Source organism: Oscillospiraceae bacterium (genome assembly GCA_025757985.1).
Taxonomy (GTDB): Bacteria; Bacillota; Clostridia; order Oscillospirales; family Ruminococcaceae; genus Gemmiger.
Map to the genome: position 1 here is coordinate 2,006,967 of CP107210.1, position 18,716 is coordinate 2,025,682.

18 protein-coding genes and 1 pseudogene are annotated in these 18,716 nt (G+C 50.1%); 1 reads left to right on the forward strand and 18 read right to left on the reverse strand.

Going from position 1 to position 18,716, the window contains the following annotated elements:
• Positions 1-573: 573 nt before the first annotated feature.
• Entirely contained in the window at positions 574-1,026 is a 453-nt protein-coding gene (locus tag OGM67_09770) for a VOC family protein (GenBank protein UYJ33874.1), read from the forward strand.
• A gap of 111 nt (positions 1,027-1,137) precedes the next feature.
• Here OGM67_09770 and OGM67_09775 read toward each other — a convergent pair whose 3' ends face one another.
• From OGM67_09775 to OGM67_09860, 18 genes and pseudogenes are all read right to left on the reverse strand, one after another.
• The gene (locus tag OGM67_09775; GenBank protein UYJ33875.1) at positions 1,138-3,270 is read right to left on the reverse strand and encodes an ATP-binding protein; all 2,133 of its coding nucleotides are present in this window, start codon (positions 3,268-3,270) and stop codon (positions 1,138-1,140) included.
• Between the two features lie 190 nt (positions 3,271-3,460).
• On the reverse strand, positions 3,461-3,799 hold the full coding sequence (locus OGM67_09780) for a PrgI family protein (protein UYJ33876.1): 339 nt from the start codon (positions 3,797-3,799) through the stop codon (positions 3,461-3,463).
• A 3-nt stretch (positions 3,800-3,802) separates the two neighbouring features.
• Positions 3,803-4,633: a hypothetical protein gene (locus tag OGM67_09785; protein UYJ33877.1), complete on the reverse strand. Its 831-nt coding sequence runs from the start codon at positions 4,631-4,633 to the stop codon at positions 3,803-3,805.
• 65 nt (positions 4,634-4,698) lie between these two features.
• Entirely contained in the window at positions 4,699-5,559 is an 861-nt protein-coding gene (locus OGM67_09790; protein UYJ33878.1) for a nucleotidyl transferase AbiEii/AbiGii toxin family protein, read from the reverse strand.
• A complete protein-coding gene (locus OGM67_09795) occupies positions 5,556-6,140 on the reverse strand; it encodes a hypothetical protein (GenBank protein ID UYJ33879.1) in 585 nt (194 codons plus the stop codon). Before OGM67_09795 ends, OGM67_09790 begins: the two co-directional genes overlap by 4 nt.
• Positions 6,141-6,195: 55 nt before the next feature.
• On the reverse strand, positions 6,196-6,540 hold the full coding sequence (locus OGM67_09800; GenBank protein ID UYJ33880.1) for a TrbC/VirB2 family protein: 345 nt from the start codon (positions 6,538-6,540) through the stop codon (positions 6,196-6,198).
• On the reverse strand, positions 6,518-8,329 hold the full coding sequence (locus OGM67_09805; GenBank protein UYJ33881.1) for a type IV secretory system conjugative DNA transfer family protein: 1,812 nt from the start codon (positions 8,327-8,329) through the stop codon (positions 6,518-6,520). Before OGM67_09805 ends, OGM67_09800 begins: the two co-directional genes overlap by 23 nt.
• A 6-nt stretch (positions 8,330-8,335) precedes the next feature.
• Positions 8,336-9,166, reverse strand: a complete 831-nt coding sequence (locus tag OGM67_09810; protein ID UYJ33882.1) for a hypothetical protein — start codon at positions 9,164-9,166, stop codon at positions 8,336-8,338.
• Entirely contained in the window at positions 9,163-9,690 is a 528-nt protein-coding gene (locus OGM67_09815; protein ID UYJ33883.1) for a PcfB family protein, read from the reverse strand. The genes OGM67_09810 and OGM67_09815 overlap by 4 nt, the downstream gene beginning before the upstream one ends.
• The gene (locus OGM67_09820) at positions 9,680-11,080 is read right to left on the reverse strand and encodes a relaxase/mobilization nuclease domain-containing protein (protein UYJ33884.1); all 1,401 of its coding nucleotides are present in this window, start codon (positions 11,078-11,080) and stop codon (positions 9,680-9,682) included. The genes OGM67_09815 and OGM67_09820 overlap by 11 nt, the downstream gene beginning before the upstream one ends.
• A gap of 49 nt (positions 11,081-11,129) precedes the next feature.
• Entirely contained in the window at positions 11,130-11,354 is a 225-nt protein-coding gene (locus OGM67_09825; protein UYJ33885.1) for a MobC family plasmid mobilization relaxosome protein, read from the reverse strand.
• A 160-nt stretch (positions 11,355-11,514) separates the two neighbouring features.
• The gene (locus OGM67_09830) at positions 11,515-12,405 is read right to left on the reverse strand and encodes a HipA domain-containing protein (protein UYJ33886.1); all 891 of its coding nucleotides are present in this window, start codon (positions 12,403-12,405) and stop codon (positions 11,515-11,517) included.
• The gene (locus OGM67_09835; GenBank protein ID UYJ33887.1) at positions 12,402-12,821 is read right to left on the reverse strand and encodes a helix-turn-helix transcriptional regulator; all 420 of its coding nucleotides are present in this window, start codon (positions 12,819-12,821) and stop codon (positions 12,402-12,404) included. The genes OGM67_09830 and OGM67_09835 overlap by 4 nt, the downstream gene beginning before the upstream one ends.
• A 144-nt stretch (positions 12,822-12,965) precedes the next feature.
• Positions 12,966-13,445 carry a recombinase family protein gene (locus tag OGM67_09840; GenBank protein ID UYJ33888.1) on the reverse strand — a complete coding sequence of 160 codons (480 nt, stop codon included), beginning with the start codon at positions 13,443-13,445 and terminating at the stop codon, positions 12,966-12,968.
• Positions 13,446-13,468: 23 nt separating this feature from the next.
• On the reverse strand, positions 13,469-14,218 hold the full coding sequence (srtB, locus tag OGM67_09845; GenBank protein UYJ33889.1) for a class B sortase: 750 nt from the start codon (positions 14,216-14,218) through the stop codon (positions 13,469-13,471).
• Between the two features lie 7 nt (positions 14,219-14,225).
• The gene (locus tag OGM67_09850) at positions 14,226-14,972 is read right to left on the reverse strand and encodes a phosphoadenosine phosphosulfate reductase (GenBank protein ID UYJ33890.1); all 747 of its coding nucleotides are present in this window, start codon (positions 14,970-14,972) and stop codon (positions 14,226-14,228) included.
• A 73-nt stretch (positions 14,973-15,045) separates the two neighbouring features.
• The gene (locus OGM67_09855; GenBank protein UYJ36220.1) at positions 15,046-16,377 is read right to left on the reverse strand and encodes a SpaA isopeptide-forming pilin-related protein; all 1,332 of its coding nucleotides are present in this window, start codon (positions 16,375-16,377) and stop codon (positions 15,046-15,048) included.
• A gap of 309 nt (positions 16,378-16,686) precedes the next feature.
• Positions 16,687-18,330 (reverse strand): annotated as a pseudogene (locus tag OGM67_09860) (DEAD/DEAH box helicase family protein).
• Between the last annotated feature and the right edge of the window lie 386 nt (positions 18,331-18,716).

The window sequence follows — 18,716 nt, forward strand, 5'->3', positions numbered from 1 at the left end:
AGCATAGTAGGGGTCGCATATACAGGCAAAATGTAAAGCGATTCTACTCTTGTGGTTAGGGGGCAAACAGAATTTGAGGTATTCGAATAAATCACATTTCAATCTGTCGCTTGATGCATTTTATAGCAATTCCAAGAGATAAAATGACAACTTGACAAAAGGTGTAAAATTGAGTCAAAGAGGCGATTCAAATGTTGCACAATGAAGCAAGAAACCTTCTGATTCAGGAATTGGAGAAAACACACAATGCAAGGGAAGTTACTGAAAACTTTTCTGTCAATCGAGGTACTGTATACCGCCTTAAAAAATAGCTGGATGAAACGGCTCCATCGAAACCCGAACCTATCTTCGTGGACGTTAAGTATGGGGTGCCCTGTTTGGTCTGCTCCCCGCTATTCACCTGTTGTATATGAGCACCCAATTCACAGGACAGGTTATCAATATTGAAATGCCTTTAGGAATTATTACGGCATTGTATATGATAGTTTGTGGCTTTTGGGTTTGGAAGAAAGGATCATATAATTAAGCCAATTCCAGTTTGATGAAATGAAGAAATGATTGGAGAGAAAAAATATGGTTGAAAGAATTTATCACGTTGGATTAACCGTTTCTGATTTGGATCGCTCGATTGCTTTCTACAGAGATATTCTTGGGCTTGAATTTCAGGGCGAAATCTTTATGGAAGGCAAAGAGACAGATAAAATGTTCCGTAAGGAAAATTGTAAAGCAAGGGTTGCATATTTGAATGGTTCGAAAGCTCTTGAAGCACCACCGGTTGAATTGATTCAGTTTGTAGACAGCAAAATCCATAAAGAACAATCAGACTTGTTTACGACATCTATCTCTGAAGTATGCTTTTACACGGATGACATTGATTCTGTCTACAAAACCCTTATCGAAAATCATGTGGAGTGCTTGTCTGAACCGCAGTATTTCGATTTCAGGACAGATGGATTGGGGGAAAGCAGAGCGTTTTATTTCAGAGATCCGGATGGAATCATTCTTGAGATGATGCAACCGTTATAATCTGAGGCGGATTTCGGCTTGCTATTCCTTTTTAAGCATCCTTTTTGTATCTGAAATCAATATCGCAATGATAATGCTCACAGAAATGTGGTCGTTTCTTTTTGCTTCCTATCAATCACATTCTCCGGGTTTGGTGCTGATGAGTTTATACACCATACCTGTTGTCGGTTGCTTATTTTCAAACGGAATAATATTGTTGCCCATCTTCAAAATGCCCTGCCCGGCAGTGGCCAGCTTCAGATATTCTTTCTGCGGCTTGGACAGGGTGTACAAATCTTCCATGGCATCAATATCCTTGGTCTGGCGCAGCATCACCACAAATTCACTGTTTGCAAGTACGGTTCGTGCAATCGGATTTCTTAGGCACTCCTCGGCATTTTGAGTAATGCCGGTGGCGTATGCGTTGTATTTTCGATACCGTTTCCAACTCTGATATAGAAAATTCGCGCTCTCTGCATCACGCAAAAGCAGGTAAATCTCATCGAAATATACCCATGTGGCGGCAGTTGCGTCCTTTCGGTTGGTGTTCATCACAGCAGTGTTTATGAATTCAAGCATGGAAATCATGGCTACAGGTTTCAGCTGCTCACCCAAACGGTTGATGTTAAAGCAAATCAGCCGGTTGGACATATCCACATTTGTGGGCTGCGCAAACGCCTTCATACTGCCAGTTGCAAAAAGCTGTAGCGCAAGTGCCAGCTTATGCGCACGCGGTTCGCGCTGCCTTTTCAGTTCTTCCCATAAATCCACCAATGTTGGACACGAAACGGTGTAGTTGGATTCAATCAGTGGCTGATAAATATTCTTAAGGCAGTCATCCACAATGCTTTTATCGCCCGGCATGACATTTTCGGCTTTCATTATTTTCTCAAACAGCGATAGAACAAATTCAGCCTTTTCGCTTTGCGGCAAAACACCTTCTTTTTCATTGTAGTGAAAATCCAGAGGGTTGAAGTGTGTTTCGCTAACAGGAGAAATATCAACAACCTCACCACCCATAGTACGAACCAAGGGTGTGTACTCGTTTTCCGGGTCCACTATATAAAACTTTGCTTTGGGGTATCGCAGATACAGCATCAGGATTTCCAGCTTAACAAACAAAGACTTGCCACCGCCGGAAGTTCCCAAAACCATACCATTGCCGTTTACCAACTTGGAACGAAGCCCCACAATCAGATTTCCGGACACAGCGTTAACGCCGTAAAAGATACCACCGGGATCAAGAATTTCATGCACATTGAACGGCACAAGGGCGCACAACCCCTTGGTAAGCATAGTGCGCACACTGGCAATGCGCCGCAGGCCATACGGCATGGCCGTGTTAAAGGCTCGTTCCTGCTGGAAACGCAGCTCGGTAAACCGGCAATTGAAGTTCGCTGCCGTGGTTTTTAGTGCAGCGGTTTCTGCTTTGAGTTCGTCCAGTGTATCGGCAAAATATGCCGCGGATAACAACACCAAGAACATCTGCTGGTCATGCTCGGCCATTTCCGTTCGGATATATTCGATGTTCTTCTCCTGTGCCTGTGTCTTGTATGGCACAGTGGCCACAAAGTCAAGATTCTCCACCGTTTTGCGATTAAACCGCACCTTTTCGGCATCGGTTTTCATCCGGGAATCCTCGATTTCGCGGTAAGCGTCCTCGGTTTCCACAGGCTGAATGGCAATGGACAAAACGATGTACGGCACCTGCTGGAGCAGTGTCGCAATAAACTTATCGTCCAACTGCTGCGGATACTGGGCAATCGTCATGCACTTGGCATAGAAATCGTCAATCTCGATGTGGTCTTTGCAAAAGCGCATTGCATCCGGCGCAATGGCATCCCGAAAATCCTGTCCCAACCGGGTGCAGTTGTCAAAATCAAACTGGAAGTGCGTTTCCTCTCCGATGCGGAAAAAGTTGTGCAGCACTTCCAGCCGGGCGTTGTTATCCAGCGCACAGACTTTGCAGCCAATGTTGGACAACTCGCCCAGCATATTCCGCTGCACCTGATTCAGCCGTTCGCGGGCATCCCTGCTGTTCTGCTTGTTGGTGGAGAGAATCAGGTACTTTTGCTGCTTCACATTGCCGATTTCTTTCGCATAGGCTTTCATCAGACGATTGCGTTCGACGCGGTATGCGTCGAGACCATCATTGGTGCGGTGATACAGAACATCTCGCTCAAAGGAAATCTCGTCCATGCGCTGGCTGACAATGCAAAGCTGCGCCCAGCAGTCAGTAGGAATATTGGAATAAATTCTGCCCATCTGACCAAGGATCTTTTCTTTTTCCTCATCGCTCTGCATAGCGTAATTGATGTCGGAAACACTCCACATCTGGCTGTACACATCGCCGGAGCGCCATGTGCCGTCGGCATAGATTTCATCAATGGGAATGGATTTCTGTACAGTGCGCGGGAAATGATAACTCCCCCGCGTTCTGCTCGTGGAGGCATATTCATTTAATCTCAAATTTCTTCACCTTCTTGCTATTAAAGTTGTATTCGGTCGTCCATAAACGCCAACCGCTGCCCAAAACCATGCTTTCCAGCGCGGCAATGAGAAACTGCTCAAAGTTCAAGTCGTCATAGCGGAAAAATCCCGCGGCAGCAATGGGCACAGCAGCCACAATGCACACCCAGCTTGTGGTTTCCCGCCCCAGCACCGGTTCCAGCGTCAGATACGCTAAGACGGCTGCGCCGATGGCGATGACGGAGCAGATCAGCTGGCGCAGCGTCAGGCCCATAAAAATTTCTTCCTGATAGTGGCGTATTTCCTTGTTAATTGGATTCTGCATAGCTTATAACCCCAGCATTTCATGAATAATACGGTCAGAGCCTTTTACCAGGCCGACCAGAACCAGCATATTGAATACGGTTTCGGCAAGATAGCTCCACACCATTGTGGTCGGTTCGCCGCCTGTGACCGTTGGTGTGCTGACAAACGCCGAATAAATGATGCAGGCCAGCACGATGACAGCGCCCTCCAAGCACACGCCGATATAGCTTTTTACAAAAGAAATACCCACAGACTGTGTGCTTTCCCCGGCAAAGCTCGCCAGCGGCAAGGGAGCCAGCGCCGTGTACATATACAGGCGAAAGAACCGCCCGTACACGGTGAGAATCATCACGAACGACAGCACTGTGATGAACAGACTGCCCAGAATCGTGACGAGCCACAAGGGGATGCTGGCTAAGAAGCCGACATTTTCAATGGCAGACTGCACCTCACCGGGCAGTGTGACCATCGCCTGCGAAATGCCGCCCATACCGGCAGCCATATCGGAAACAATGCCGTTGCAGATGGAAAAGATGTTGAGCATGATGTCCATGCCGTATCCCACCAAGGCTTTGGCGGCCACAAAGCGGATGAGATAATGCAATGCCGCTTCGGGGCGCTTGAGTTCGTGAAAGTTCATGGTATTCTTGAACAACGATATGGCGAAAAACAGCACGATCAGCGCATAGCCTATGCCGACCATGGCGCTGTGCAGGCTTTGCATAACGCCCCACACAGCCCCGCCCTTAAAAGATTGGGGGCTGGTTGTCACCAGCCCCCAAAGCTCTGTTAGTTTGCCATTCCAAGTGGAAAAGGCGTTGTTTAGATTTTCTACGATCCAGTTTTGGTTCAAAGTTCCACCCTCTTTCGGATAAAAGAAACGACCGCCTTGCTGAAAAGCAAAACGGTCATGATTTCTTAATTAAGTTGCATTGTGATTTGCGTAAAGAATTCCTTGCACCAAATATCTAAAGCGGATGTATCGCGTATAAAAGGAATCACATCCTGCTTTGCTTGATTATAGTCTATGGAAGCAAAGCGGTCGCATAGCATAGAGCGAATTACCGAGATGTCAAAAGCATCATTTTCTGTTATAACACCACTTTGCATCAGGCGAGCCTGTAAATGTTTCTGGTTGACGGTAGCTCCTTTAGAGAGATAAAACACATAATCATAGAGATCGCGCCCTTTTATGCGGTTCTGCCATGCACGGCATAGTACTGCATGAATTTTCCCTGCAAAAAGAGATGGTTCATCATAGAGATTTATTTCATACGGCATTGGCGCAAGACAGAACCGCCTCTCAAATGTTGCAAATGCTGGCGGCATGGTATCAATTTCAAATTTGATTTTAAGAGCCTCGTTTTTGGTGATACTGTTTGCCGTCACTTCATCCGCGTAAAAAAGCAAGAAATGCTCTTTGGTGTTTCCCTTTAAGAATGCAGAACGAATGGCGGATTCTTTGTTTTTCTCTTTCTCAGAAATGACAACATTTAATCCGAAAGAGCGAACGGTTTTCTCAAGTTCGGGAAAATAAGCTTTCAAATCAAAGCTCGGATTACTTGTCATAAGTGAAAAATCCAAATCTTCTGAAAAACGGTCAAGCCCATAAAAAATACGCAGTGCTGTTCCGCCGTAGAATGCAGCTTCCCTGAAGAACCCAGCACGGCTCAACCCATACAGAACGATTTCCTGCATGACCTCTTTCATAGCATTTTTCTGGTCATAGATATTTTTGCTGTCATATTTGCGCAGCATTTGTTCTATTACTGTGTTCATGCGATTTTCTCCATAATCTTTTGTAATTTCTGAATATTAGTGCAATGGTACTTCCCGCTGAGGAAAGCGACGTCCTCCACGCTGAGTTTGCAAAAAGCATCCCAATCTATGCGCAATCCATCAAACATCAATTCCTTTAGTTCGCCTTGACTTGCTACAGGTGATTGGATGTAGAGTTCGTCACACAACGCCTTTTCCGGGCTTGCAATCTGAATTGCGTACCCCTGCTCTGTGAAACAAGTAATACCATAAGGATATACAGCAGATGGAACATCCCGATAGGTAAATATACCAAAAGGAGTTTTATAAATTTTTTTCTTTTTCTTCTCAAAAGTGGCCGAAGTAAAGTTGTACACTGCTTCCGGAATAAGACCATGATACGACAGAGCAAATTCAAAGGACAGGTACGACGGGGTGCAGATACAGTTTGCAAGCCTATATCCGGGTGTAGAGGAATCTGTTTCGTACAGTCCTTGAATAATCGGAATGCATTCTTTGTTCTGCACCATGCGGGCCAGCTTATCGCGCGGATTTCTGTAGCTTTGCAATTCTTGCAACAACATCGCAGTAGTTTTTATCATATTTTCACCACCATATCCAATAATATCAGATACGCTGGAGAAAATCAAGCATTTTTCATTTCAGAATCATATCCAGAATATCTTTTGCAAAGTAAATCACCACGCCGCCGAAAAAGGTCATAAAACCCTGCGCACGCTGGCTGGCATCGTGGCCTTTCAGGGCAAGTCCAATCTGCACGATACCAAACCCCAGCAGAATCGCCCCGATTGCCTTGATGGCGCTGAACACAAAATCGCTAAGGGCATTGATGGTGGCCAGCGGGTCGTTGGCGGCAAAGGCGGGCATTGCCATGGTAAAGGCAAGGGCAGCCGTGGTGGCAGTGACCAGATAGATGCGCTTGATTTTGCGCTGGCGGGCCTCGTTTTGGTCGGGCGTATTATAGGTTTCTTTCTTGTTCATTGTGAATTTCCTCCATGATTTTTTGAATTTCTTCGTACATTACATCGGTGATTGCGGGCTCGGTCAGCCCGGTTACAACATCGGGCGATATGGTCTGTGCGGTTTGTGCATAGTCGTCCGGCATACGGTAAGGGGCGGCTCCGCCGTCCGGTGTGAGCTTTACATTGGGATGGCGCATCAAATCAAACTTGTGGTCTATGACCGGCGGTTCGCTGCGCAGCAGTACCAGACAATCCCCATCGTCCATGCGGCGGATCTCATCCGGGCTGCAAAGGTCACGGGCGGTAAGCTGATAGCTGTCGCTGCTGGAACCGCGGCAGCCGCGCCCAATGCTCTGGCTTTTGGTGCGTTCTGTCATCTTGCCGATGTACTTGGACAGCCATTCAAAGGTGGCATATTCGTTGCCGCCAAGGTATATCAGGCTGTCGCAGTTGCCGATCATGCCCTCCCAATCGTCCTTGTACAGACTTTGAATCTGGCTTTTGGACTGCAAAATAATATCACAGCTGATATTGCGGCTGCGGCATACAGCCAGAATGTTTTTGAAATTGGCAGGCAAGGCCACATTGGCAAACTCGTCCATCATAAATCGAACATGGACCGGCAGCGCGCCGTCAAACTTCGGCTCGGAATCCGCCAGCCGGAAAAGCTGGTCAAAAAGCTGAGTGTACAGCATCGTGATGAGGAAGTTATAGGTTTTGTCATTGTCCGGGATAACACAGAAAATCACACGCTTTTCCAGCCCCAGACGCGGCAGGAACATGGTGTCGGTGTTGGTCATTTCGGCAAACTGCGCGGTGTTGAACATATACAGGTTGGCGGAAGCGGTGATCAACACAGATTGCAGCGTTTTGGTGGAGCCCAGCTTAAAGCTGTTGAACTGCAGCACTGCCGGATGCAGCGGGTCGCGCTCCTGCAGCTCATTAAACAGCATCTCCAAGGGATTCGGCCCCATGTCGCCCTCTTCCATCTGACAGTTCTGGATCATGTACATCAGGGTGGAAAAGTTCTGCTCATATACCGGCGCTTCATAAATGAGATACAGGATCAGCGCGGAAATCAGCAGTACGGAGGCATCGTCCCAGAATTTGTCACCGCTGGCAGGCGCGTCCTTGGGCTTGGTGTTGTTGACGATGGCATACGCCAGTTTAACGGCATCTTCGTCGGAGTCGATGTAGTGCATGGGGTTGTAGTGCCCTTTGAAATGCACAAGATCAATCACAGTGACCGGAATTCCCAGCGATTCATAAAACCCGCCAAGGGAGCGTACAAGCTCACCCTTGGGGTCCAGAAATAGATAAGAGCCGCTGGCCTGCATGGCATTCGGTTTCACATAAAAACGGGTCTTGCCGCTGCCGGAGCCGCCGATGACCACCACATTCAAATTGTGCCGGTGAGCATGGCTGTCTGTGCTGAATCGTATATTCTGCGAGAAGATATAGTTCTGCACCTTATCCTTGCGGTTTTGGTATTTTGCATTGAGCCGGCGCACACTGCCCCAATGGGCAGAGCCGTGTTCCTCACCGGGGCGGCGGTCAGCCTGATCCAGCTTGTAGCAGTAAACAGCCAATGGATACATGACAAGAACCGCCAGCAGAAATTTCGGGGTGTTTTGGCACCAGTGCAATGCGGCAGGATTCTGCATTAGTTCTGACAGCAGCGCTGTGATTTCTGCAAGACCGTGCGCCTGTTCTGCCGCCTGTGCAAGTGCAGCCGCAAACCAGAGCAAAGGTAGCAACAGCAGCGCCCATAAAATCAGCTCGGTTTTATCGGTGCGGTTGGAGTGCATACGGTATCACCGTTCTTCCCGCTGCGGGGCAGGCTGACCGCGCTCCAGTTTCAGGCGCTTGCACACAGCATCCCCAAAGGTGACCGCCATTTCCCGCACTTTTTCCAGAGCTCTGCGTTCCTCGCCGTCCGGGATGTGTTCTTTCATGCCCTCCAGTGTTTGAAACGCATCCGGCGGCATCGGCAAGCCCAACCGTCCGCAGACTTCTACTGCCACTGCGGCGGCGGTCTGGCGCAGCAACTCGTTTTCCGAGATACCGGCATAGGCGGATTCTGCAGCCGCCATCACGATTTCCGCAGGCAGGCGCTGCAAAAGTTCTTGCGGGGGTATGTCGGCGCAGAATACCAGCTCCTGACGCTCAGCATCATAGCAGAACCCTTCGACTTCGTTTTTCGGCAGAACCGGGATCGGTGAGATCTCGCGCATCACATCAATGGCTTTCTCGATTTGTTTCGTGCTTTCCACTGCGGCAATCGGGTACGGCTTGTTGCCGTAGGTCTGGGAAATATCAAACACCTTGGCAACGGAATAATATCCATTGCTGCGCACGATCTGCGCGATCCCTGTGCAGCCCTTGCTGACGCGCCGTCCGTACTTGCTCCACTCGTCTGCCGACATAACCGCGCAGGCCAGCGGATGGGCACGCAGAATCAGCGCTGTATTCCCGGCAGTGATGTGGCTGCCCAGCCTGCCGCGCTGGTAAAAATAGTTGGCAAGGGTCTGCCCACTGGCAAATACATCCTTCAGTGCTTCTTCCTGTGCAGCAAAGGTTTCCTGTCGTTCTGCCAGCTTTTTGGCTTTCCATTCCTCGATATTGAAACCATCTTCGTACATCATCGGGCCTCCTTCGTAACCGCTTCTTTGATTCCTTTTTGCAGTGCCTTTTGCGTTTCGGATATTGCTTTGGCGACCGCACGGTAATGGTCGATCTTCATCAGCACCGAGGGGCGCTTATCATAAGTCATAGAGCCTTTCTCTGGCACCCGCAATTCTGGCCCTTGCGGACTGCGGGCGGGCGCTTTTTTTCGGTCGGTCTGTCCCTGCGCTTTCGGAATGTTGTAACCCATCTGCTCATAGATGCGGTTGAGCTTGCTGACATCCTCCGCCTTGAACATAATATCAACCTTTTCCCCTTGGGCAGATTTATCCTTGATAACAGCAAAGAGTACGCCGTATTGCTTGGCGTACTCTTTGAATTGGGATACATCTTCGGTTTTGATGGGAATGACCTTCAGCTCCTTGTTTTCACGCAAAAGCCGGTCTAAGCTGGTTTTTCCTCGAACCTTCGGATTCTCTTTGGCATAGGCCAAGGCCAGTGCCAGAGAATTCTTAAAGCCGAGAGCCGTCAGCTTAATAGCCACCTCGGAAAACTGAAGCGCCTCTCGCGCCATCTGGTCGGCTGCTTCGCCGCTTGTACTCATCTTCCTTCACCTCGTTCCTTTCCTGTTGTGCGGCAAGCTCTGCCTGCCGCAGTTTCTCCTGCACCATGGCGGCATCTGCTTCAATGTCGGCGCAGAGATAAAACTCATGGCGCAGGGCTTTGATTTGTTTGGTCAGCTTTTGAATTTGTTCCTCCCGCGCGGCGCGTTCCGGCTCTTGCTTTTGCCGGTACAAAACCTTGCGCTGGCGGGCAAGCTGTTCGATTTGATTCTCTAAATCGCTCTTGTGGGCCTGCACCTCGGCAAGAGTTTGCAGGCGGTGTTCCCACAAAAGATGTGTCTGCTGCTGATAGCGGTTGAATCTCTTGAAATCCTCGCGCAACAGAAAATAGCAGCGTTTCGTGGCTTTGCCGTGGTAGGCTTTGCGCAGCAAGGCGCAGTAGCGATAATAGCAAGCCATAAACCCGGATACCTTGTGGTGCGGTTTGGATAGGCTGCTGCAGCATCGCATTCGTTTGCTCACGGGCGCAAGCTCCGGGGACAGCCACTGGCCAGGCTCCGGGGCGTGCTGCGCTTTATATTCCCGGCGCATATCCGCGGGCAGGTGCCGGAGCTGCCGGTAATAATCGCGCAGCGCCGATTCGGAATACCGTGCATCCAGCCGATCAATGCGCACACTGCGCTGCGCGCTTTGGTGCCGAACCGCCATGTGTTCTACACGCGGACCATATTTGACCGTGTAGCCCATAGCCTGCAATTCGGCAACAAAGCCATCAAAGGTGTCAGCAGCAGCCATGGCAAGCTCCACATCCTTGCGCACCATGCTGCGGATGGTCGGCTTGCCGGTTTTGCCGCTGAGCCAATCGGCATAGCCTTGCCCTTTGCCGTCCGTTTCAATAACGGATAGCTTGTTTTCCCGGCAGAGTTCATCGGAAATTTTTCGGATGCCTTTATAATAGGTGTCGAAGTCATTCCGAAACATTCTGCCGTCTATAAAGGAAACCGAATTGGTTACGATGTGGTTATGCAGATGTCCCTTGTCCAGATGGGTGGAAACGGTGCATTCAAAGCGGTCTTCCAGAAATCGGCGCGCAAACTCGCAGCCAATTTGATGCACCTGCTCCGGCGTAGCCTCACCGGGGGAAAAGCTCTGTATAATGTGGTAGGCCAGAATAGAGCCATCATCCACGGGCTGATTCAGGCGTTTCTTGGTGCGGTACATTCTGCGGCAAGCATCAGCCGGAGTACAATTGAAGCCTGTTACATATAGCTGATGCTCCGTTTTGTCCTGGTTCTGCGTGTAGGATAAAAGGCGATTCAGATCGTTCGCACCGAAGGTTTCCGTCTTTTGGGGGTTACTGGTATAGTCCAAACATCTTTGCAGATGATGCCTGACGGGCTTTATCTTGGTGTAAGCCATATCAGAGCGTGTCCTCCACATAATCCCATGTCTTTTCCAAAAGGTTCAGGGCTTTTTCTAATTGGTCAGTGGTAACCTTTCCGGTGGCATTGACCACATGGGCAATCTGATTGAGGTTATTGCCGTAGGCCGAAAGCTGTAGCAATACCTTTTTGTAGCTATCAGGCGGGCGCGGGTGGATCGTAATGCCCATCAGTGCCAGCCGGATATACTTTTCTCGGCACATCCCGGCTGTCGCCGTATCCTGCTCCAGCTTTGAAAGTTCAGCATCGTTCAGATGAACAACAACGCGGTTATTTCTTTTGCGAATAGGAATCCCCCCTATAAAATCTGGACATAAAAATAGTGCATCGCGGTTGGGCGATGCACTTATGCACATATTCAATTTACTTTTGTGGTTCAATCAGTTTGTAGGCCGGTGAGAGAATCAAGTCGTACCGAGCTTGTAAATAGCGTGAGTAAAATTGCTTTTGCAAATCGGAAATTACAGGTGTGCCATCAATGAAAGCTGCGATTTTTTCCATATCAATTTTTGGGAAAACACGTTCCAATGCAGCATTGCAGTCATCGTTTTCCGCGCGGGTGATAAAATCGTAGTAATTGATCTTCCGTCCGTTCAGTTTTATAGCCGAGGTAGGAAATTGGAACACCCGTGCATGAAGTTCTGCTTCATTGGTAAGCACAGCTTGCATGACATTTTCATCTGCCTGTGGAAGTAAGCAGCTACCGCAATCGAAAACAGGGGCAATTTCTGTTCTGTGGGTCTGGTCATCGTAAAGAAATCCCCAGTTTCCATTGTGGCGGTCAAAATTTCCGAGCAGCGCATCCACGATAAAGACATTCCAGAAATGCTCCCGCAATTCTACCGGCGATACATATTGCTGCTTGTCAATGGTGTCCATCACATCTTCCAGTTCCGTGCCGCTGCCGTTGCTATCAGAGTCGAGAATTGTGTTTTTGATAGAGCAGAAGTCGAACAGGCGCTTGCTGCCTGTTGCAAAGTCCTTGCAGGCACAGACAACTTTTGTTTTGCCTTTAATAGAAAAGGTTCCAAGTTCGGTTTTCTGCGCGTTGATTCCAATTAGATTGAAGATGCTGCTTGCAAGGTGTTCACTAATGCAGCTATTGGTGTACGACAAGTTTGTGGGCTTTCGTTCCCCTGACGGGGGAAATTTCAGCATATAAATCCCGCCGCCATATTCAACGGCAATCTTGCTGCCGTTTGCTCCATTGTAAGCTCTACCGGGAACAATGGGGCAGTTTGTAAAATCAGTCATAGCTTTGCTCCATACAAGTATTTCTTTCGCAGGTAGTCTGCGTGTTCGTGGGTAATGCTTCTTTCATTGATTTCTGCCATGTTGATGCTGCCATAAAGTTCACCCCATAAACAGTCCAACAGGCTGCTGTGATTTTTGATTCCGCTTTTATACGCATCCAAGTCGTGCTGCAAATAGTCCGGCAAGCCATACTCGTAGGCACGTTCACGTTCGGTTTGGCGGATGCCGTCCTCCGTCAACTGCTCCATAGAAACTCCCAACACCTGCGACAACTTATAGACCGTTTCGGCAGAGCATTTTTCGAGTTTTGTTTTTCCGCTGCAAATATCACTGAGCGTCGGGTGCGGAATTCCCGCTTGCACAGCAAGTTTATACTTTGTCATGCCGCGCTTGGCAAGTAAATCTTCTATAACCATTGTTTCCGCCTCCTTACTTATATTATATCGGTACGCCGAAACAATAGCAATAGCCAATTTTCAAAGTTCATAGAAATGCAAATATTTTCGCAGCGGGAAATTTATATTTCAGAAAGCGGAAGCAGGGGTCTTAGGGGCATTCCCCTAACAAGTGGGCGTTTGGTACACCAAATGCCGTGCTTGCTCGTACTGTTCCTGCGGAACAGTACGCCGTCTGCCAAAAGGTTTTGCGCACTGGTGCCGTGCCGCATAGGTGTCAATTTTTCTGCCCAGCTTGAAATTTGCCGCACGGTATTCGATGTTATATTCCGTGGCGACCACCTTCGCGCCGTGCTTCATAAGCTGCCTGAAAAACGAAAAGAGGTGTCCTTCGCTGCGGCTGATATGGCGCATCCGGCAGATATACACAGTGTCGATTTCGCCTTTGCAGATATGCCGCAGCATTTCCCGATATCCAGGTCGCAGCAGCCATCCGCCATGCTCATCGGTGCTGCTGCCCACAACGGTGCAGCCATCAGCATGAGCCTGTAAGGCACAAACTTTTATGCTGTCCATGGTTCCCACATAGTCGCCGGGAATTCTGGCATAAAGCCATACGCGGCAGGGACTAAGTTCTTTTTCCATAATTTTCTTGTTTCCCTTCAATATTAGATTCGTTTGGCGATTACAAGCAATCTGCCGTTGTCGGTAATGTTGTCGCAGGTGGAAAGCGTGAGCAGCTTGTCACCGTACTCAGCAAAGATGCCTGTATCGTACAGCGCCCGCGCTTGGCAGATCGACACATAATCGGCATATTCTTCCGGGGATGCTGCGTTCACAAACCGATAGAATGGGAACGCATCGGCGGCATCTGCCTGCACGGTCGTGTGGATCACGGCAAAAATCTCATAGGCGCTGCTGCCCAGCGCGGTATCGAACCAGACGGTTTTGTGTGATTGCCAGAAATCCTTGCTGCGGTACTTGGCAAGGTCTGCAAACATCGAGCCGTCCTTCATGTTGTGACCGTAGATGATTAGGTTATCGGATGGGCAAAGCGCATCGCAATCTGCCTGCATAAAGGGGCAGCCGTAGTCCGTGTAGTTCCTTTCAAAGTCGTGCTTCAGGTAATAGTTGGGGTCTGCCGGTGTCTGCATCACGGGATAGTCGATGCCGGTGCCCTCGATAAGAATCCAGCCGACCATATCAGAGTTTTCCAAATACAAGTTTCGGCTGGTTGGTTGTACCGAGGATTGCGATGCAATTTCCTGTTGTGTGTCCTGTTTCCTTACGGCGGCAAGGTCGCTGTAAAGGTGCGCCTGTTGTTTAGACTGTGCGGCATACATCAACAGGAATGCGATGCTCGTGAGAGCTGCAATGCCGAACAGCCCAATAAAAAGCGAATATAGAAAGTTCTTCATCGTCTGCTCAACGCTCCCCGTATGTAAAAAAGCTCAACTGTTCTCCCTCAAGGCTGAACCGTAAATCTAAATCGTGCAGCGTATAGCTGCGGTTAAACCGTTCTGTTGCCTTATTGGGGGCATCTTGCAATTCCAGCAACAATTGCCATAAATCGGGGTGGGCGTTGTACAGGTGCCGAAGTTCCCGCATGGACGCATTGGGGCAAAACCAGCAGCCGCCGCGCCCTGTGAACGCATATAGCGGGGACAGCAGCCCCTCGGCTTGGCACATCTTCCACGCATCTTTTTCGGTCAAGTTATACTTTGCCAATAAAGATGTTTGGTTTTCCTTAAGCCGTGCCAGCCGTATCGGTTCATCGGCGGCAATTCCCAGATAGTAAACGGTGTCCTGCGGCAGCATTTTTTGGTAGTTGCGTATAGGCGGTAGTTTGCAGTCCCTTTGTATACTGCAGCGTCCGGTCAGCGGAAAAGACGCCAGCTTTCCCTCGGCATTGCCGCGGCTTACGATGCGGTAAAAGCAGTCCAAATATGTCTTTTGCCCGCGCAGGACCCTTGTGGGAATGCCGCGCTTTTCAAAATACGGGATGGCTGTTTCATAGATGAACCGCTTATGCTCCGGGAGTTCCCCCGATACGGTATCGCTGAACATCACCTCGGAATAAACCAGTTCATCCAGCGGTTCGCCGTGCTGCAGGGCAAGCAGCGCCGTGGCGATGCTGTCTTTGCCAAAGCTGCAAGTCAGAATATGCTTCATTCGATTTCCTCATAAAAAACGGGTGGCCCTCGCGGGTCACCCATAGTGGTTGGATGGTTCATTTTGGTGTTCCTTATTCGGTTTCATCGTCGTCTTTTTGGGCAGCGGCTTTGCAGTGGACACTCTTGTAAAGCAATGCCGCCAACCCTGCCAAGGAAAGACTCGCCAGCGCCAGAAGCAGCCCCAGCGGGAAAGTATCGCCTGTCTGGGGAATCAGCGGTGTGGGGGTCGGAGTACTCGGCGGTGTCGGCTGCACGGGCTGTTCGGGGATGGGAGCATCCTTCATAACCACGCGCTGTACATCTCCGTTCGGCAGCACTGTAAAGGAAATATCCTCTGCGATTTCGTACCCATCGGGTGCCGTGATTTCGGTCAGCGTATAATCGCCTGCGGGCAGTTTTTCAATGTAGTGCGGTTTGTCGGTGGATACCCAGCGTTCCATCACTTTGCCATCTTTATTGGTGATAGTCAGCTCTGCGCCGGGCAGCTCTTTGTTTGTGGTGATGTCTACCTTAGAAATTTCCACCTTGATGACATCATCCCGCATTTCAAACTTCTGCACCTCGCCGGTGGGCAGCACCGTAAACGGTACACTCTCGGCAAAAGCATAACCGTCAGGGGCTTTCACCTCGGTCAGCGTGTAATCGCCTGCGGGCAGTTTTTCGATATAGTGCGGTTTGTCGGTGGATACCCAGCGTTCAATTTCCTTGCCGTCCTTGTCGGTAATAGTCAGCTCCGCACCGGGCAGTTCCTCCATCGTGGTCAGGTCTTTCTTGGAGATTTCCACCTTGATGACATCATCCAGCATCTCAAACTGCTGCACCTCACCGGTGGGCAGCACCGTAAACGGTACGCTCTCGGCAAATGCGTATCCGTCAGGGGCTTTCACCTCGGTCAGCGTGTAATCGCCTGCGGGCAGTTTTTCGATATAGTGCGGTTTGTCGGTGGATACCCAGCGTTCAATTTCCTTGCCGTCCTTGTCGGTAATGGTCAGCTCCGCGCCGGGCAATTCCTCCATTGTGGTCAAATCCTTCTTGGAGAATTCTGCCTTGATAGTGTCATCGCGCATAATCACGGTTGCATCATCCAACAGCTTCCAATCGTCCCAAGTCCAGAACAGGAAGTTCTTTGTGGTCAGGTAGTAAACCTCGGCTTCCTGCAGGTTGCTGCCGTTCTCGTCCACCTTTTGCAGCAGACGGAAGGTAATTTCATCCGCCAGCGCGTAGCCATCGGCGGGGCGGGTTTCGGTCAGGGTATAGGTGTCGCCCAAATGCAGCCCCATCACACGGTGGGGCGTGTCGGTAGATACCCAAGAGGTCACCACATTGCCATCTGTATCTTTGATGCTCAAAGTGGCACCGGGCAGTTCCTCGTCGTTGGTCAGATCGCGCTTGCTTACCCACATTTCGGTGGGTTTGTCGGTGCAGGTGCTTTCCAAAACCTGCACAGCCTGCCCGTCGTAGGTAAAGGTGACTTCCATGGACTCTTCGTTGACATAGTAGCCCAGCGGGGCGCGGATTTCCTTGACGATATACTTGCCGCTGTTGGTGGTTGCATCCTTGTGGGTGCTGCTGCCGTACTTTTCGCCGCGGATGGGAATATCGCAATCGAAGTAGGTGGAGCCGTCAGCATTGGTTTCGGGGCTGGTGGCTACCAGCTCACCGGCTGCAAAAACAAGGCTGCCGTCCGCATCGTAGATGTCATCGGCGGTGTACAGGTTAAACACGGCACCCATCTTGCCGGTGCTGCCCATCAGCACGCGCACATCGCCGCTGCGCACTTTGGCAAACAGCTCTGCTTTTTTCACCTCGGTGTTGGCGCTGTGGATGAACTGCACCTCATTTTCCGGGATGCCCATGGAAATCAGCAGATTGCGCAAATCATCGTACACATTAAAGCCGTCCGGTTTCGGGGTGGATAAGTCGCAAAACACTAACTGCGTCAGGCGTTTCTCCTTGGTATCATTCCAGATACGGTACACATTTTCGGCGCAGGCGTGAACTTTGTCGTTGGGGTTTTCGGGCAAATTGGGGTCGATCAACCGCTGGTCCAGCGCCAGTTTTCTGCCGTCGTTGGTCACCTTGAGCATATTGTCCTCGGTGGGGTCTACATTTCCGGCGCGAATTTCCTCGGCGCGGTCGGCAAGGTCTGCCACCATCTGTTTTTGCTGGGGGCTGGGTGGCAGCGCTACATTGATGGGTTTGCCGCCCACCAGTTTGGGCACCGGCAGGTTGAGCATATCCGCCGTCTGCACATCCGCCACCTGCTTGAACATACTCATCAATTCCGGCAGATTATAGAACTTGGAAAATCTCGTTTTTGTCCGATAGCCTGTACCTTCCGGCGCAAGCTCCACGGCTGTCACGGTTTCCCCAAAGGTGGATGCCCACGCATCAAAGGAGGAAAGCCCGTGCTGCTCCAAGGTTTCCCGCTGCAAATACCGCTGCATCGTGAACAGCTCTGCCATAGAGTTGCTGATGGGCGTACCCGTGGCAAACACCACGCCGCGGCTGCCGGTGATTTCGTCAAGGTAGCGGCATTTCATATATAGATCGCTGGCGCGCTGGCTCTCGGTTTGGGATATGCCCGCCACATTGCGCATTTTGGAAAGCACCGCAAGGTTCTTGAATGCGTGGGCTTCGTCCACCATCAGGCTGTCCACGCCAAGCTGTTCAAAGGTCACCACATCATCCTTGCGGGATTGGTCGTTGAGCTTATCCAGCTTTTTCTCCAGCTGCTTGCGCATACGCTCCATCTGCTTGACGGTGAAGTTCTCGGCGCGTTCCTCTTTCAGCTGTGCCACTTGGTTGATCACATCGTGGATCTGGCTTTGCAGGTATTCGACCTGCCGATCTTGTGACAGCGGGATGCGCTCAAACTGGCTGTGTCCGATCACGATGATGTCATAATTGCCGGTCACAATTTTGGCGCAGAACCGTTTGCGGTTGGCTTTTTCAAAATCTGTCTTACGGGCTACAAGAATATTTGCGTTGGGGTACAGCTGCAAAGCCTCTCCGGCAAGCTGCTCGGTCAGGTGGTTGGGTACACAGATTAGGGTCTTGGAGCAAAGCCCAAGACGTTTCTTTTCCATCGCTGCAGCGACCATTTCGTAGGTTTTCCCGGCGCCCACCACGTGCGCCAGCAGCGTATTGCCGCCATACAGAATGTGCGCAATGGCGTTTTTCTGGTGGGGACGCAGCGTGATTTCGGGCGACATACCGTGGAACAGGATATGGCTGCCGTCGTATTCGCGGGGGCGCAGAGAGTTGAATCGTTCGTTGTATTCCTTTACCAGCATCTGGCGGCGGGTCGGGTCTTTCCAGATCCAATCCTTGAAAGCGTCCTCAATCTGCTGCTGCCAGCATTCCATCTGCCCGCGGTACACCAGCTTATAGGATGCTGCATTTATATGGTCTTTGGTGTAGTCATACCGTAAAAACGCAATCTCACGGTTGTTGGTCTGGTAGATTTCATACGGCAGCAGCTCGTACTTCTTTCTTCGCAATCCCCACGGAAAAATGGTGCCCTTTTCAAAGAGAAGAGGCTGGCTCAGATTCTCCGGAAACAAAACCGGAATGATGGGTTCGCCGCAATACAAAGAAGCGTAAATTCTGGTTTTGAATTTTTCTGCATCGACATACGGAATGCGCTCCCGAACGCATCCGTTGCAGTCAAGATATTCGATATAGCCAATGACCGTATCGTGTTTGTTCATCTCGGTGATTCTCCTTTATAATTAGTTTT

Excerpts from the sequence above, each read along its gene's own strand:
- srtB (UYJ33889.1), bottom strand. The coding sequence starts at position 14,218 with ATGAAGAACTTTCTATATTCGCTTTTTATTGGGCTGTTCGGCATTGCA.
- OGM67_09855 (UYJ36220.1), bottom strand. The coding sequence starts at position 16,377 with ATGTGGGTAAGCAAGCGCGATCTGACCAACGACGAGGAACTGCCCGGT.
- OGM67_09800 (UYJ33880.1), bottom strand. The coding sequence starts at position 6,540 with ATGAACAAGAAAGAAACCTATAATACGCCCGACCAAAACGAGGCCCGC.
- OGM67_09825 (UYJ33885.1), bottom strand. The coding sequence starts at position 11,354 with ATGTGCCGAGAAAAGTATATCCGGCTGGCACTGATGGGCATTACGATC.
- OGM67_09810 (UYJ33882.1), bottom strand. The coding sequence starts at position 9,166 with ATGATGTACGAAGATGGTTTCAATATCGAGGAATGGAAAGCCAAAAAG.
- OGM67_09805 (UYJ33881.1), bottom strand. The coding sequence starts at position 8,329 with ATGCACTCCAACCGCACCGATAAAACCGAGCTGATTTTATGGGCGCTG.
- OGM67_09780 (UYJ33876.1), bottom strand. The coding sequence starts at position 3,799 with ATGCAGAATCCAATTAACAAGGAAATACGCCACTATCAGGAAGAAATT.
- OGM67_09795 (UYJ33879.1), bottom strand. The coding sequence starts at position 6,140 with ATGATAAAAACTACTGCGATGTTGTTGCAAGAATTGCAAAGCTACAGA.
- OGM67_09770 (UYJ33874.1), top strand. The coding sequence starts at position 574 with ATGGTTGAAAGAATTTATCACGTTGGATTAACCGTTTCTGATTTGGAT.
- OGM67_09830 (UYJ33886.1), bottom strand. The coding sequence starts at position 12,405 with ATGACTGATTTTACAAACTGCCCCATTGTTCCCGGTAGAGCTTACAAT.
- OGM67_09840 (UYJ33888.1), bottom strand. The coding sequence starts at position 13,445 with ATGGAAAAAGAACTTAGTCCCTGCCGCGTATGGCTTTATGCCAGAATT.
- OGM67_09850 (UYJ33890.1), bottom strand. The coding sequence starts at position 14,972 with ATGAAGCATATTCTGACTTGCAGCTTTGGCAAAGACAGCATCGCCACG.
- OGM67_09835 (UYJ33887.1), bottom strand. The coding sequence starts at position 12,821 with ATGGTTATAGAAGATTTACTTGCCAAGCGCGGCATGACAAAGTATAAA.
- OGM67_09790 (UYJ33878.1), bottom strand. The coding sequence starts at position 5,559 with ATGAACACAGTAATAGAACAAATGCTGCGCAAATATGACAGCAAAAAT.
- OGM67_09775 (UYJ33875.1), bottom strand. The coding sequence starts at position 3,270 with ATGGGCAGAATTTATTCCAATATTCCTACTGACTGCTGGGCGCAGCTT.